The sequence below is a fragment of the Mycobacterium sp. genome (assembly GCF_032159565.1).
Taxonomy (GTDB): domain Bacteria; phylum Actinomycetota; class Actinomycetes; order Mycobacteriales; family Mycobacteriaceae; genus Mycobacterium.
On record NZ_JAVHWR010000038.1, the window covers coordinates 1 to 14,592 of the forward strand.

The 14,592-nt window shown below is 65.2% G+C and carries 15 protein-coding genes and 2 pseudogenes; 9 read left to right on the top strand and 8 right to left on the bottom strand.

Annotation, left to right across the window (positions count from 1 at the left end; genetic code table 11):
- Positions 1 to 154 precede the first annotated feature (154 nt).
- From QOC76_RS04745 to QOC76_RS04760, 4 genes and pseudogenes are all read right to left on the bottom strand, one after another.
- Positions 155 to 481: a mycothiol transferase gene (locus QOC76_RS04745; protein ID WP_526354718.1), complete on the bottom strand. Its 327-nt coding sequence runs from the start codon at positions 479 to 481 to the stop codon at positions 155 to 157.
- A pseudogene (locus QOC76_RS04750) lies at positions 400 to 714 on the bottom strand (mycothiol transferase); the annotation flags it as partial. The gene QOC76_RS04745 and the pseudogene QOC76_RS04750, both read right to left, overlap by 82 nt.
- Positions 715 to 803: 89 nt before the next feature.
- The gene (locus QOC76_RS04755) at positions 804 to 1,058 is read right to left on the bottom strand and encodes a DUF4442 domain-containing protein (RefSeq protein ID WP_526354720.1); all 255 of its coding nucleotides are present in this window, start codon (positions 1,056 to 1,058) and stop codon (positions 804 to 806) included.
- 46 nt (positions 1,059 to 1,104) lie between these two features.
- The gene (locus tag QOC76_RS04760) at positions 1,105 to 4,371 is read right to left on the bottom strand and encodes a helix-turn-helix transcriptional regulator (RefSeq protein ID WP_526354722.1); all 3,267 of its coding nucleotides are present in this window, start codon (positions 4,369 to 4,371) and stop codon (positions 1,105 to 1,107) included.
- A 147-nt stretch (positions 4,372 to 4,518) separates the two neighbouring features.
- On the opposite strand from QOC76_RS04760, the gene QOC76_RS04765 reads away from it, so the two are divergent.
- On the top strand, positions 4,519 to 5,886 hold the full coding sequence (locus tag QOC76_RS04765) for a cytochrome P450 (RefSeq protein WP_526354724.1): 1,368 nt from the start codon (positions 4,519 to 4,521) through the stop codon (positions 5,884 to 5,886).
- 46 nt (positions 5,887 to 5,932) lie between these two features.
- Here the strand turns inward: QOC76_RS04765 and QOC76_RS04770 are convergent, their stop codons facing one another.
- The 4 genes and pseudogenes from QOC76_RS04770 to QOC76_RS04785 all read right to left on the bottom strand — a co-directional run.
- Complete coding sequence (locus tag QOC76_RS04770; protein WP_526354726.1) at positions 5,933 to 6,811, bottom strand: site-specific integrase; 879 nt, start codon at positions 6,809 to 6,811, stop codon at positions 5,933 to 5,935.
- 18 nt (positions 6,812 to 6,829) lie between these two features.
- A complete protein-coding gene (locus QOC76_RS04775) occupies positions 6,830 to 8,008 on the bottom strand; it encodes a hypothetical protein (protein WP_526354728.1) in 1,179 nt (392 codons plus the stop codon).
- Entirely contained in the window at positions 8,005 to 9,138 is a 1,134-nt protein-coding gene (locus QOC76_RS04780) for a site-specific integrase (RefSeq protein WP_526354730.1), read from the bottom strand. Before QOC76_RS04780 ends, QOC76_RS04775 begins: the two co-directional genes overlap by 4 nt.
- Positions 9,139 to 9,228: 90 nt before the next feature.
- Positions 9,229 to 9,537: pseudogene (locus tag QOC76_RS04785) on the bottom strand (DUF4442 domain-containing protein); the annotation flags it as partial.
- A 398-nt stretch (positions 9,538 to 9,935) separates the two neighbouring features.
- Here QOC76_RS04785 and rpsJ point away from each other — a divergent pair.
- The 8 genes from rpsJ to rpsC are packed head-to-tail and all read left to right on the top strand — an operon-like array spanning position 9,936 to position 14,589.
- Positions 9,936 to 10,241: a 30S ribosomal protein S10 gene (gene rpsJ, locus QOC76_RS04790; protein ID WP_003883485.1), complete on the top strand. Its 306-nt coding sequence runs from the start codon at positions 9,936 to 9,938 to the stop codon at positions 10,239 to 10,241.
- Positions 10,242 to 10,255: 14 nt separating this feature from the next.
- The gene (rplC, locus tag QOC76_RS04795; RefSeq protein ID WP_526354732.1) at positions 10,256 to 10,909 is read left to right on the top strand and encodes a 50S ribosomal protein L3; all 654 of its coding nucleotides are present in this window, start codon (positions 10,256 to 10,258) and stop codon (positions 10,907 to 10,909) included.
- Entirely contained in the window at positions 10,906 to 11,598 is a 693-nt protein-coding gene (rplD, locus tag QOC76_RS04800) for a 50S ribosomal protein L4 (protein ID WP_526354734.1), read from the top strand. The genes rplC and rplD overlap by 4 nt, the downstream gene beginning before the upstream one ends.
- The gene (gene rplW, locus QOC76_RS04805; protein ID WP_526354736.1) at positions 11,598 to 11,903 is read left to right on the top strand and encodes a 50S ribosomal protein L23; all 306 of its coding nucleotides are present in this window, start codon (positions 11,598 to 11,600) and stop codon (positions 11,901 to 11,903) included. Before rplD ends, rplW begins: the two co-directional genes overlap by 1 nt.
- A gap of 25 nt (positions 11,904 to 11,928) precedes the next feature.
- Positions 11,929 to 12,771 (top strand): 50S ribosomal protein L2, encoded by an 843-nt coding sequence (gene rplB, locus QOC76_RS04810; protein WP_526354738.1) that lies wholly within the window; start codon positions 11,929 to 11,931, stop codon positions 12,769 to 12,771.
- A 9-nt stretch (positions 12,772 to 12,780) separates the two neighbouring features.
- Positions 12,781 to 13,062: a 30S ribosomal protein S19 gene (gene rpsS, locus QOC76_RS04815; RefSeq protein WP_010908582.1), complete on the top strand. Its 282-nt coding sequence runs from the start codon at positions 12,781 to 12,783 to the stop codon at positions 13,060 to 13,062.
- A gap of 31 nt (positions 13,063 to 13,093) precedes the next feature.
- Positions 13,094 to 13,717: a 50S ribosomal protein L22 gene (rplV, locus tag QOC76_RS04820; protein WP_526354740.1), complete on the top strand. Its 624-nt coding sequence runs from the start codon at positions 13,094 to 13,096 to the stop codon at positions 13,715 to 13,717.
- A complete protein-coding gene (gene rpsC / locus QOC76_RS04825) occupies positions 13,717 to 14,589 on the top strand; it encodes a 30S ribosomal protein S3 (RefSeq protein ID WP_526354742.1) in 873 nt (290 codons plus the stop codon). Before rplV ends, rpsC begins: the two co-directional genes overlap by 1 nt.
- Positions 14,590 to 14,592: the final 3 nt, after the last annotated feature.

Here is a 14,592-nt window from a genome sequence, read left to right on the forward strand (position 1 = left end):
CTCCTGATGCCTCACCGCGACAGATCCGGTCGAAAAACTCCCGCTTAACCGACTTGGAGAACGGATATCCACTCGGCATTGCAACCTCCCAAATCAATAGATGTTGCATTGACCGTATGAATCCGCCTGAGGTGCCGGCGCCGTCAGCGCAGAGTCAACTAGCGGTCGTCGACCCGGAGCTGCGCGGCGGGAACATCGTTGCACCGTCGATCGACTCGCGGATGAGATCGGCGTGCCCGGCATGACGCGCCATCTCCTCGTTGATGTTCATCAGCGCCCAGCGCGCCGTCCAGTGCGCGTTCTCGCAGACGCGCCGGATGTGATCGGGCACGACCATGGGCGCGTCGAGGTCGGTATCGGAGAACACGCGAGTTGTCTCGGCGGTCTGGCGCCAAACGCGGCGAGCAGTTCGGACAGGCTCTCGTCGTCGCGCACCTCGTGCTGTTCCTCGCGGTGCGACATCATCCCCACCAGCGACCACGGGGCATCCAGTAACTGCTCGGCTTCCATCACTACCTGCTGCGTCCACGCGTACGCGACAACCGTCACGTGTTTGATGAGTCCGCCGATGCAGAGCGTACTGACTGTCGGTGTGCTGCGGGCCTGCTCGTCTGTCAGTCCGTGCGACACCGCCAGTAATGCCGAGTGATGGAACCGCAGAAACTCGAGAAGGCTTTGGCGCTCCCCGGCGACGGGCACAGGTATGACGGACATGCGCCATATGTTTCGGGCCAAAGGCTCATCGAGATCGACGTTTTGCGCGGATCTACTCGCAAATCCCCGCCCAAACGTTGGTTTGGGCGTCAGTTGGCGGGCGTCACCCAGCAGGTGATGTCCGCATGCACCACCTCGGTGCCCACCTTGTCGTTCACGCTGACCGGGATCACCAGCTCGACGCCGTCGGTGATCGCCGCGAAGTCGGGCGGATCCAGCCTGGCCTGCGCCCGCAGCGACGTGGTGGCCTTCTCTATGTTTATCTGGACAATTTGCGATTCTTTGAAGGCCCTCGCGATCCAAAATCCGTCTGCTCGTCGGGCGTGTCGCTCATCGCGTCTCACAGTGATGGTTACTCGGTTGTCTGACGCAACGCTTCATTCCTAGCTCTCAGGCCCGGCGTGAAGCTTCCTGCGCCAACTGTAGCCGCGAAGTCAGGCCCAGCTTCGTATAGACATGCGTCAGATGCGTCTGAACCGTGCGATGCGACACGAAGAGCCGTGCGGCGATGTCCTTATTGCCCAGACCCTCACTCACCAGCCGCACCACATCCAGCTCGGTCGGGGTAAGCGACGCCCAACCACTCGGCGGACGCTTACGCTCACCTCGACCGCGTTGTGCGTATGCGATTGCGTCTTGGGTCGACAACGCCGCGCCCTCTGTCCATGCGGCATCAAAGTCATTCTCGTCCAGGCCGTTACGGATCGTCGCTACCCAGCCTTCATAGGTTGCATCGTGAATCTTGAATCGGACAGCTCCTATTCGCTGCCGAATCGCATGTGCAGCCCCCAAAAGGCGTGTCGCTTCGTGATAGCTGCGGACCTCTGCCGCGGCCGCCCCCAAACACTCGAGAATGTCTGGAATAGCGAGCTCCATCCCGAGTCCGACGGCACACGCCAGCGCGTCATGCGCGTCGCGCTCGGCCCGATCAGGCTCGCCATCTACCAATGAGATACGGGCTCGCGTGGTCAGAGCGACGATGTTGTGCCATCCGTGCGTCGCCGAGACGGCTTGATCGACATCGCCGCGTGCCGCGTCTACGTCACCAAGGGCCAGTGCGGCGTCGCCGAGCCGGAGGGCAGCCACGAGCGCAGCGCTTTGACCCGCGAGGAGCTGCGTTGCGGCCTGGCCATGGTCCTTCGCAGCAGCCGGGTCACCGGCGGCCAGCGCCGCCTCTACGGCGCCGAAATGCGCGCCCCCTTCGAAAAGCTCGCCGATCTGGCCAGCGCTCTCGATGCTGTCTTCGGCCGCAGCGCGGGCAGCGTCGACCTCACCGAGATGCGCCAGCACCTGTGCTTGCCCCGTCCGGCCGCCGGCCAGCCACATAAAGTCATGGGCTGCGTCTGCGTCCGCCAGCACGGAGCGGTATTCGGCGGCGGCGCCGGCCAAGTCACCGCAGACCATCTTTGACCAAGCCAGCCAGATCCGGCATGTCCGAGAATGGAATCCGTCGCCGATGGAGTCGGCAAGTTCCAGCCCCGCCTCCGCGGCTGTCCGGGCCGCACGCGGGTCGCCCACGATCATCGCGGCATACGCTTGCCCCGCAAGGTTCTGGGCGACGGCAACCGGGTCGTTCGCTGCGCGACTCAAGTTGATCGCCTGAACCAGATCGGGCCCAACGAGGTCAGCGTTCCACGCCCCGACGAAGGAACGAGCCGTCAACGCGCGACCGATGAGAGCCGGGTCTTCGAGCTCACGCGCTGCTGCCACCGCGAGGTCGGCGTGGGCCGCCCTATCCGGTGCGCCTGTCCATGCGGTGAGCATGGCCTTGTCCGCGAGGGCCCGCGCCCGCACCGCAGGTTCGAGATCAAAGCGATCGACGGCTTCGTCCGTGAAGACTGCGTCGAACCAGGCCAGACCTTCCTGGATCCGGCCGCGCGCAAACCACATTGGGTAGAGCGCCGATGCCAGCCGCAACGCACGGTTGCCATCAGATTCTTCGCGGCTCCACGCGAATGCGGCTCGCAGGTTATCGATCTCGTTCTCAGCCTCATCGATCAGCGCTTCATGCCCCGGTAGTCTTGGCTCATCGAGCAACGCGGCGCGCGCCGAGTAGTAGTCGCGGTGACGCGACCGGACGTCATCGGCCTCACCCGACTCGCCGAGTCTCTCCTGCGCATACTGGCGCACCGTCTCAAGCAACCGGTATCGCGTTCGCCCCCTGTCGGCTTCGGCTACCACCAATGATTTGTCGACCAAGAGCGTCAACAAGTCCAGGACTTGATAACGCTCGACATCGCCTCCGCCGGCGATGGCTTGCGCTGCGTCGAGGTCGAATCCGCCCATGAACACAGCCAATCGGCGAAACAGCACGCGCTCGGGCTCTGTCAGCAACGCGTGCGACCAGTCCACCGATGCGCGCAGTGTCTGCTGCCGACGGACCGCCGTCCGCGAACCGCCTGTCAGCAACCGGAATCGGTCATGAAGGCTGTCCAGGATCTCCGCCAACGACAAGGCACGCACCCGCGCGGCCGCAAGCTCGACGGCCAAGGGCACACCGTCCAACCGCCGACAGATCTCGATCACAGAGCCGGCGTTGTCGTCGGTCAAGCTGAAGTCCGGCCGCACCAACCGGGCACGGTCGGCGAACAAGTCGGCCGCCTCGTTTTCGGGTGACAGCGACGGCACCCGCCACGTCACCTCGCCCGGAATCCCGATCGGCTCACGGCTTGTCGTCAGCAGCGTTACGCCCTCGCTGGCATCCAGGACCGCGACGATCAGATCCGCGCAGGCGTCAAGCAGATGTTCGCAGTTGTCCAGCACGATCAGGGCGCGACGTTCATCGACGAAACGCAGCAGCGTATCCAATGCCGATCGACCAGGTTGATCCGGCAGGCCGAGTGACCGAATCACTGCAACTGGGACAACATCGGCGTCGGCGAGGGGCGCGAGGTCGACGTACCAGACCTCGTCATCCAGGCCGGCCGCTACGCGCACGGCAAGGCGTGTCTTACCGACGCCACCCGCACCGGTCAACGTCACCAGCCGGTTATCGGCTAAGAGTCGACGCACTTCTTCGATCTGCTCCACACGGCCCACAAAACTCGTCAGCTGGCTCGGAAGTCTTTGTGCACCAACCACATCAGAGGTACGCAATGGCGGGAATTCGTTTCGGATATCTGGATGGCACAACTGGACGACCCTTTCCGGCCGCGGCAGGTCACGCAGCGCGTGGGTGCCGAGGTCGGTGAGCCACGTGTCGGAAGGCAGGTGATCGATCACCATCGATTCCGTCGCACCCGACAGAACCGTCTGGCCACCATGCGCCAAGTCACGCAGCCGTGCGGTCCGGTTGATCGTCGGGCCTACGTAGTTGCCCTCGTCACGCAGCTGGATCTCGCCGGTATTCAATCCGATTCGCAGCCGTATCGGCGCCAACGGCGCCCGCTGCAACGCCAGCGCGCACGCCACCGCATCGCTGGCCCGCGCGAACGCCAACACGAAGCTGTCCCCCTCGCCCTGCTCCACCGGCCGCACACCGTTGTATAGCGTGAGCAGCTCGGCCAGCGTGCCGTCCAGCACCGCGATCGCGACCGTCATCTGATCCGGCTGCGTCTCCCACAGCCGCGTCGAGCCCTCGACGTCGGCCAGCAGCAACGTCACGGTCCCGGTAGGTAGCCCACTCACGGCAAGATCGCTCCACTCGGTTTCGCTCATGCTAGCCAGCGTGGGGGTATCCGTACCGCAAAACATCAGCGCATGCGCGTATATCTACGACCCTCCTCTGCGGCAAATACGCGATCTGGCCGATGGTCTTGCAGTGTGGCCGCCGGATAGTCGATTCAACTGAATTGGAGGAAGGCCATGGTAGAGACAATCGAAAAGGTCACCCTGAATGAGCTGCCCCTGGCGCCGGTGAACCCGTTGCCGTATCGCCAGCAGGTGATGGCGATCAGGGCTTTCCACACCGGGCTAGAAACGTTGCGCGATGCGGGTGGTCCGGTAACACGGCTCAGGCTCGGGCCTAAATGGCTGATGCCATCGGTCGTCGTGGCCACCTCACCACAAGGGGCCCGCGACATCCTTGGCCGCAGCGGGGAATATGTTGAGAGGACGCGCATGCACCACGAAATGCGCCAATTGCTCGGTCCGAACTTATTCGACCTCACCAACGAACCCTGGCTGCCGCGCCGACGGGCACTGCAACCGATCTTCACCAAGCACCACGTCCGCGAATTCGGCGGGCACATGGCGCAGGCCGCGCAAACGGTCGCCGACAATTGGGTCGACGGCACCCAGGTCGACCTCGACACCGAATGCCGCAGGCTGACGCTGCGGGCGCTCGGCCGCTCGGTGCTCGGACTCGACCTGGACAACCACTCCGACGCCATCGCCGAGCCGCTGCGGGTCACGACGAAGTACATCGCTGATCGGGCTCTGCGGCCGTTACGCGCCCCGCGATGGTTGCCGACCCCGGCGCGCCATCGTGCTCGCGCCGCTAGCGACACGCTGCACCAACTCGCGGATGAGATCCTGCAGGCGTGCCGCGCCGACCCGACCCGAGGCGCACCGCTGGCGCAAGCGCTCATCGCGGCCAGCGACCCCGCCACCGGGCGGGCACTATCCGATGACGAAATTCGTGACGAGCTCGTCGCATTCATGTCCGCCGGCCACGACACCACAGCCACCGCGCTGACCTATGCACTGTGGGCGCTGGGCCGCCACCCCGATATGCAGAACAAGGTCCGCGCCGAGGTGATCGGGATCGGGGATCGCGAGCTGACACCCGAAGACATTCCGGCCCTCAGATACACCATTCAGGTGCTGCACGAGGCGCTTCGGCTGTGCCCACCCGCGGCGGCCACAGGACGGACAGCCATGCGCGCCATCGAAGTCGGCGGCCACCGTGTCGAGGCCGGCACCATGCTGGTCGTCGGCATCTACGCGCTCCATCGCGACCCCACCCTGTGGAACGACCCGCTGTCCTTCGACCCCGACCGGTTCAGCCCACAAAACTCTGCGGGCCGCGACCGCTGGCAATACCTACCCTTCGGCGCCGGGCCGCGCTCCTGCATCGGCGACCACTTCGCCATCCTCGAAGCCACCCTCGCGCTGGCCACCATCATCCGGTGCACCGAAATCCACTCCATAGACGCGGAATTCCCGATGATCGTGCCCTTCACCACGGTCGCGGCACGGCCCATCCGCGCCCATGCGAAACCCCGGGCGTGACCATGACTTGACCACAGTCAACGTCGGTGACGGTCACAGACCGCCGCTACGGACAATCGGGTTCGGCGGGTTCGCCGAGGTCGAGGAGCAGGCTACGAATGCGATCTGCCGTACGTTCGTGACGTTCAACCTCGCGTACCCAGCCGCGGGTCTCGGCGTCGGCTGCGAGTGTCTGTTCCATGCAAAGCCGTTCGCGGAGCCGTGGGGCGTACTTCGGCGTGGTCAGGAACTTGGGACAGGTCAGGTAGATATCGCACTCGCAAGGGCCTTCCTGCGGCAGGCGCAGACAGTGGCCGAGTTCGAGTTCGGTCTTGTAGAAATTCGTCTTCAGCCAGTCCAGTGATTCCTGGTCGAGTCGGCCCGCGCGGATGATATCTGCCTGTGGCCCAGCAAGAATCGCGCCGGGCTCGAGAACGGCCTTGTAGTCGGCGAGCACGACCGGATCGGAAATGTGGGCATACGTCAGCGACATGCCAGCGCTCGCGTGTCCGAGGATTTTCATGATTGTCAAGGTCTTGGCGCCCTTTCCGGCGAGCTCTGTGCCGAGCGTGTGTCGGAACCGGTGTGCGTGTACCGCGGCCTTGCCGTCGTCTTTGAGCAGGCCGAGCTCCGTGCACACGCGTTGCAGCGGGAATGCGAAGAGGTAATCCGAGCTGGCGAGGCGACCGTTGTGCAGGAACAACCGACGAACCGGTCTACCGAGCTCAGGATCAAAGACCGCGCGGTCGACTTGCCGGCGTCGGATCGCAGCTAGCTCCTCGATCGCGGCCGCGGCCTCGGGATGAATCGGGACGATACGTTCCTTGCGAGATTTACCTGCAGCCAAGCGGATTCGGTGGGTGCCGTCGGGGTAGGTATCGAGACAGTCGAGATGCAGCTTGCGGATCTCGGTGCGTCGGGCTCCACTCCAGCGGGCGATCAGCAACGCACACCGCTGCAGCGGTCATTCCAGCGCACGGATACCGTCCATCAGCGGTTCGAGCTCGTGCTCGGGGATGTAACGCGGCACCTTCTGCACGCCCCGAGGGATGTCGGCCGTCGACAGCGGAGGGCGGGCGGGCATGTCCTCCCACTCGGCGTTGAAGCCGTAGCGAAAGAAAGCATTGATCTGCCAGGCAACCATCTTGCGATACGAAACCGACAGTTCTTGGTCTGGGTGCTTGAGCTTGCGTTGGTTCGTCATCCACGTGAGGAAGTCCAGCAGGTCCGGGCGCGTGAGCTCCGCAAGGCTTTCCACGGTGGGACGTTCCTCAGCCAGCCACCTCGACAGCCGATGCAACGCCGCGCGAGTCTGGTCCACCGACGACTTCGCGTCGATCAGCGACCGTTCTGCCACATAGCGATTCATCACCCCAGCGATACGCGGCACGGTGCTCAACGGCACGCGTGGCCGCGTCACCTCACGCTTGGGGAGTTCGTCAATCACGCCCGCGTGGTAGAGCGCGACGCCGGTCGCGAATGCTCGGTGACTCCACTGAAGCCGGGTTGTATCGAGCCTCGCCCCGAGCACCTCTGGGATGCCGGGGATCGTCGCCGCGCTGCGGATAGCCTCGCGCAGACCTTCGACGTCGCCGATGGTGAGTGTGGACAGGTCAGGGTCGGCGCGGTGGAGGACCAACCGCGCCACGCCCCAGTGCACCCCGTGCCGACACGGCTTGGTGGCGAGCCCGAGTTCGCGATGCCTGGCGGCGAGAGCGTCTGCCTGCTCGAACAACGGAAGCTTGAGGCTCTCAGCGACCGTCCAGGGCTTCAGCACCCCGATGCCAAGCAGCCAGCCCCAGTCCAGACGAAGCCGTCCCGTAAGCGACAGATAGAACAGGTAGTGCCGGGCATTGAAGTTGACCCAGTCGGTGGCGACATCGCTCCTGGTCATATCGCGGGTGCGGCGGGACTGGGTCTCGTTGTTGCGCCAGCCCAACCGAACTTGCAGCGGCAGCTCCATCCACGCGTCAAGATCCGGGTAGGCCTTGGCGAACCGGCGTTGCTTGCCCAGGAGTCGGCGACGACGGTCTTCACGCCAAACACTGTTGGCGAGGAACTCTTCGTACTCTCCGGGTTCGCAATGCCGACAACGCCTTCCGGGATCAGAGTCCGGTGATGGCAGCGCAGCAACCGTATTCACGCGTCCCTCGCTTCCAGAGCCTGGCGGTAGTCCTCCGCGACCTCGTGGTCGCTGATGCGGGTGTAGATCTTGGTGGAATCCGGACTCGCGTGTCCAAGACGGGCCATCAGAGTCAGCTCGCGCATTCCGCCCTCGAACATGCGGGTCGCGTGCGTGTGACGCAGGGCATGGGGAGTAAGCCACGGATCTCGGACGCCAGCGCGGTCCGCGGCGCGGGCGAACATCCGCACCATGCCGTCGTAGCTGAGCGGATGGTCGCGTCGCTTGCCCCGGCCACCCACGAGGAACACCAGGCTTGTGTCCGCATCTTGCGGCCGCTCGCGCAGCACATAGTCGTTGATCGCTGGCAATGCCCGGCCCTCCAGCAGGTCGACCACTCGTTCTCGGCGGGATTTCTGCCGCACTCCGTTCGGGTGGCCGTCCCGGAATCGGACGGTGACCCGTCGGCGTCCATAAGAAATGTCTTCCAGATGAAGGCCGAGCGCCTCACCGGGACGCAGTCCGCCTTCGTGCATGAGTTCCAGCAGGGCGCGGTCGCGCTTGGTGCGCATGACCGAGATCAACGCTCGATACGTCTCGTCGGAGATCGGTCGGGGCAGCGCCTCGACGGTCTTGACCCGTAGCGTGCGGCGCACCGGGACCTGCCTACTCGAGTTCATCAGTGGTGGACGCCATCGTGCGACGGCGCGCCTCGCAGCCGGATCCGCCTGCTTCTGAATGGGATTCGCTCGACCGCCATAGCGTTCGCAGGTGATCAGGAACTCGTAGAACGACGAGACCGCCGCGAGTATCCGATTGCAGGTCCGCGCGGACAACAACCGGCCACCGTCCACCGTCGCGGCCAGGTCCAGCCGCTGAGCACGCCGGTTCGACGGCATGTGGCGCAACGTCGCCAGGAAATCCACTGCGCGCGCCGGAGTGAAATCCTGCAGCGTCAGCCCACGTTCGTCGAGGAACAGCATCAGCTTCCGCAGGTCGTGCGCATACGCCCGCACCGTGTTGGGAGAGAACCGGCGAACCGTCAGCAGACGCAAGAACGCTGCGACGTCCTCTACGACCTCGCCATTACCGTCGACCAGCTGCACCGCCGGCTCATCGACACCAGGATCCGCTACGCGAACGACCCGCATGATCGGAAAGTAGCCGATCTGATGCCCGATTTCGGGGAGCCAGTTTCGGTGTTCACCAGCAAGAAGCTAGGCAATTGTCCAGATAACACCGTAGCGCACCGCCATCGCTTTCGGGATCCAGCGGTGGCTGGTCGGCGCTGTGGCCTCCATCATCATGCCCATCGCCATTTCCGCGGCATTGCAGGACGCGATCGCGTGCACGGTGTGCAGATGGTTGTAGACGAAGAACCATTTCGGCACCGTCACCTCGGCGAAGCCCGGCTCCATCCGGACGACGTGCGGGACGATCGATGCGAAATAAGGCACCCGCGCCATCGCGGCCGTCGAGAACAGGCGGGTGCCGCCGGGACGTCCGGCGAGGCGTTTCCATATCTTGTACGTGGTGGTCACAGGTGCCATGGCGGGCTACCTTACTCGGGAGTAAGAAGGCTCGGCCGCTACGGTGGTGTGAGGGCCGCCTGCCAGGGCGGCAACCCCATGGCCAGGGATTTGGAGCAACCCGCGAGATAGGGCATACTGGTCGGGTTGCTCTGCGCCGGGTTTGCGCCTGGCCGGGCACACAACCGGCGCCCAAACGGGCGCATCCGGTGCCAACTTCGACAATGGCGGATTTCCGTCGAGGCGGAGTGTGCGTGCGGGCGACACACCCGAGCGCGGGGACCGGTGAACTTCAGACAGGTAAACAGCGGCGGCAACACCAGCGCTGTGACCGTGTGGCTAGCCACGCGGACGAAGCGCTGGGACCAGGTCCTCAACGGGCCGGCCGAAGTACGAAGCAGGAGCGAGGTAGGAGAAGCGTGGCGGGACAAAAGATCCGCATCAGGCTGAAGGCCTACGACCACGAGGCGATCGACGCCTCTGCGCGCAAAATCGTGGAAACGGTCACCCGTACCGGCGCAAGTGTGGTGGGTCCAGTGCCGCTGCCGACCGAGAAGAACGTGTATTGCGTCATCCGGTCCCCGCATAAGTACAAGGACTCGCGGGAGCACTTCGAGATGCGCACCCACAAGCGGCTGATCGACATCCTCGACCCGACGCCGAAGACCGTTGACGCTCTCATGCGCATCGATCTGCCGGCCAGTGTCGACGTCAATATCCAGTAGGAGACCCAAGAGAAATGGCTAGAAAGAGCATTCTGGGCACCAAGCTGGGCATGACGCAGGTGTTCGACGAGAACAACAAGGTCGTGCCCGTGACGGTCGTCAAGGCCGGCCCCAACGTCGTCACGATGATCCGTACACCGGAACGCGACGGCTACAGCGCGGTGCAGCTCGCCTACGGCGAGATCAGCCCGCGCAAGGTGAACAAGCCCCTGTCCGGGCAGTACGCCGCGGCGGGTGTCAACCCGCGCCGTCATATCGCCGAGTTCCGGCTCGACGACGAGACCGCCGCAGCGGAGTACGAGGTCGGCCAGGAGTTGACCGCCGAGATCTTCAGCGACGGCGCCTTTGTCGACGTGACGGGCACCTCCAAGGGCAAGGGCTTCGCGGGCACCATGAAGCGCCACGGCTTCAAGGGCCAGGGCGCGAGCCACGGCGCCCAGGCGGTTCATCGCCGTCCCGGTTCGATCGGCGGCTGCGCCACCCCGGGCCGTGTCTTCAAGGGCACCCGCATGTCGGGCCGGATGGGCAGCGACCGCATCACGACGCAGAACCTGTTGGTGCACAAGGTCGATGCCGAGAACGGCGTGCTGTTGATCAAGGGCGCCATCCCCGGTCGCAACGGCGGACTGGTGACTGTCCGCAGCGCAATCAAAAGGAGCGAGAAGTGACCGCGGACGCGAGCAGCAAGTCTGGCGGAGCGACCAAGACCGTCAAGATTGACGTCCATACACCGGCTGGCAAGACGGACGGCTCCGTCGAGCTGCCTGCCGAGCTTTTCGACGTCGAGCCGAACATCGCGCTGATGCATCAGGTGGTGACGGCGCAGCTGGCGGCGGCCCGACAGGGCACGCACTCCACCAAGACCCGCGGCGACGTCCGCGGCGGCGGGCGGAAGCCCTATCGGCAGAAGGGAACCGGTCGCGCCCGTCAGGGTTCGACGCGGGCGCCTCAGTTCACCGGTGGCGGCGTCGTGCACGGCCCGAAGCCGCGCGACTACAGCGAGCGGACCCCGAAGAAGATGATCCGCGCCGCCTTGCTCGGCGCACTGTCCGACCGGGCGCGCAACGGCCGCATCCACGCGGTGACCGAGTTCATCGAGGGTCAGACACCGTCGACGAAGAGCGCCAAGGCGTTCCTTGCCACGCTTGTCGAGGGCAAGCAGGTACTGCTCGTCATCGGCCGCAGCGACGAAGCCGGCGCCAAGAGCGTGCGAAATCTGCCCGGCGTTCACGTGCTTTCGCCGGACCAGCTCAACACATACGACGTGCTGCACGCCGACGATGTGGTGTTCAGCGTTGAGGCACTGGATTCCTACATCAGCGCCAACACCAAGACTGCCGAGGAGGTTTCGGCCTGATGGCGACCATCACCGATCCGCGCGACATCATCCTGTCGCCGGTCATCTCCGAGAAGTCCTACGGCCTGATCGAGGACAACGTCTACACGTTCGTCGTTCACCCTGGCTCGAACAAGACCCAGATCAAGATCGCCATCGAGAAGATCTTCAAGGTCAAGGTCGCGTCGGTGAACACCGCCAACCGCCAGGGCAAGCGCAAGCGGAGCCGTGCCGGTTACGGGACGCGGAAGAGCACCAAGCGCGCCATAGTCACCCTGGCCGCCGGCAGTAAGCCGATCGACCTATTCGGGCAGCAACCGGCCTAGCGAGAGAAGCTGAGAGACAAGAGTTATGGGAATTCGCAAGTACAAGCCGACGACCCCCGGTCGCCGCGGTGCAAGCGTCTCCGACTTCGTCGAGATCACTCGCACGGAGCCGGAGAAGTCGCTGGTGCGTCCGCTGCACGGCAAGGGCGGTCGTAACGCGCACGGTCGAATCACCACCCGGCACAAGGGCGGTGGACACAAGCGCGCGTACCGCGTGATCGACTTCCGTCGGCACGACAAGGACGGCGTCGATGCCAAGGTCGCTCACATCGAGTACGACCCGAACCGCACCGCCAACATCGCGCTGCTGCACTACCTGGACGGCGAGAAGCGCTACATCATCGCCCCCGAGGGTCTGCGCCAGGGGCATGTCGTGGAGGCCGGCCCGAACGCCGACATCAAGCCGGGAAACAACCTGCCGCTGCGCAACATCCCCGCAGGTACCGTCATCCACGCAGTCGAGTTGCGGCCCGGCGGTGGCGCCAAGCTGGCCCGGTCCGCAGGCGCGGGCATCCAGCTCCTGGGTAAGGAAGGCGCCTACGCCTCGCTGCGTATGCCCAGCGGTGAGATCCGCCGCGTCGACGTGCGCTGCCGCGCCACCGTCGGTGAGGTCGGCAACGCCGAGCAGGCGAACATCAACTGGGGCAAGGCAGGCCGCATGCGGTGGAAGGGCAAGCGCCCCACCGTTCGTGGTGTCGTGATGAACCCGGTTGACCACCCGCACGGCGGTGGCGAGGGTAAGACCTCCGGCGGCCGTCACCCTGTCAGCCCGTGGGGCAAGCCCGAGGGCCGTACCCGTAAACGCAATAAGCAGAGTGACCAACTCATCGTCCGACGCCGGCGCACCGGCAAGAAGCACCACCGGTAGGAGTAGCCGATGCCACGCAGCCTGAAGAAAGGTCCGTTCGTCGACGACCATCTCTTGAAGAAGGTCGACGTACAGAACGAGAAGAACACCAAGCAGGTCATCAAGACCTGGTCGCGCCGGTCGACCATCATCCCCGACTTCATCGGGCACACCTTCGCGGTGCACGACGGCCGCAAGCATGTCCCGGTGTTCGTCACCGAGGCGATGGTCGGACACAAGCTCGGCGAGTTCGCACCCACCCGCACGTTCAAGGGTCACATCAAGGATGACCGGAAGGCCAAGCGCCGGTGAACGCAGTGAACGGCGCATCCAGGAGAAGCCGATGACCACCACAGAACTCGAATACCCGACCGCGACGGCGAAGGCCCGCTTCGTCCGCGTTTCGGCGTCCAAGGCGCGCCGGGTCATCGACCTGGTGCGCGGCAAGCCCGTGTCCGAAGCGCTGGACATCTTGCGCTGGGCGCCACAGGCCGCGAGCGAGCCGGTCGCCAAGGTGATCGCGAGCGCCGCCGCCAACGCGCAAAACAATGACGGGCTGGATCCCTCGACGCTCGTGGTCGCCACCGTCTATGCCGACGAGGGCCCGACGGCCAAGCGCATCCGGCCACGCGCGCAGGGGCGTGCGTTCCGAATCCGCAAGCGCACCAGCCACATCACGGTGATTGTCGAAAGCCGCCCACCGCGTGGCGAGCGCGGCGGCGGTCAATCGGCCAGCTCAACGCGTTCGCGTCGCGCGCAGGGCAGCAAGGCCGCGGCGACGAAGGCGCCCGCAACCAAGGCTCCGGCGAAGAAAGCGACGGCTGAAAAGGCTCCGGCCAAGAAGGCTGTGGCTAACAAGGCGACGGCTGAGAAAGCGACCGCTGAGAAGGCGACGGCTGAAAAGGCTGCTGCCAAGAAGGCTCCGGCGAAAAAGGCTTCTGACGAAGCGAAGGGAGGCTCGCACTAGTGGGCCAGAAAATCAATCCCCACGGCTTCCGGCTCGGTATCACCACCGACTGGAAGTCCCGGTGGTATGCCGACAAGCAGTACAAGGACTACGTCAAGGAAGACGTTGCGATCCGCCGGCTGCTGGCCACCGGTCTCGAGCGCGCCGGCATCGCCGACGTGGAAATCGAACGCACCCGCGATCGGGTCCGCGTCGACATCCACACCGCCCGGCCGGGCATCGTCATCGGTCGCCGCGGCACCGAGGCCGATCGCATTCGCGCCGACCTGGAGAAGCTGACCAAGAAGCAGGTGCAGCTGAACATCCTCGAGGTGAAGAACCCGGAGTCGGTGGCACAGCTGGTGGCGCAGGGCGTCGCCGAGCAACTGAGCAACCGTGTGGCATTCCGTCGCGCGATGCGCAAGGCCATCCAGTCGGCGATGCGTCAGCCCAACGTCAAGGGCATCCGGGTGCAGTGCTCCGGCCGCCTCGGCGGCGCCGAGATGAGCCGCTCGGAGTTCTACCGCGAGGGTCGCGTCCCGCTGCACACGCTGCGCGCCGACATCGACTACGGCCTGTACGAGGCGAAGACGACCTTCGGCCGCATCGGTGTGAAGGTGTGGATCTACAAGGGCGACATCGTCGGTGGCAAGCGCGAGCTGACCGCCGCCGTTCCCTCAGGCGCCGATCGTCCGCGCCGCGAGCGCCCGTCGGGCACCCGTCCGCGTCGCAGTGGCGCATCGGGTACGACCGCGACGAGCACCGAGGCCGGTCGCGCCGCGTCGGGTGCCGAAGAGGCGCCCGCTGTCGCGGAGGCGACGACGGGAACCGAGGCCGCGGCCGGTGCCGCAGCTGAGGCGACCCCGCCGACCACGGAAAGCACGGAGAGCTGAACC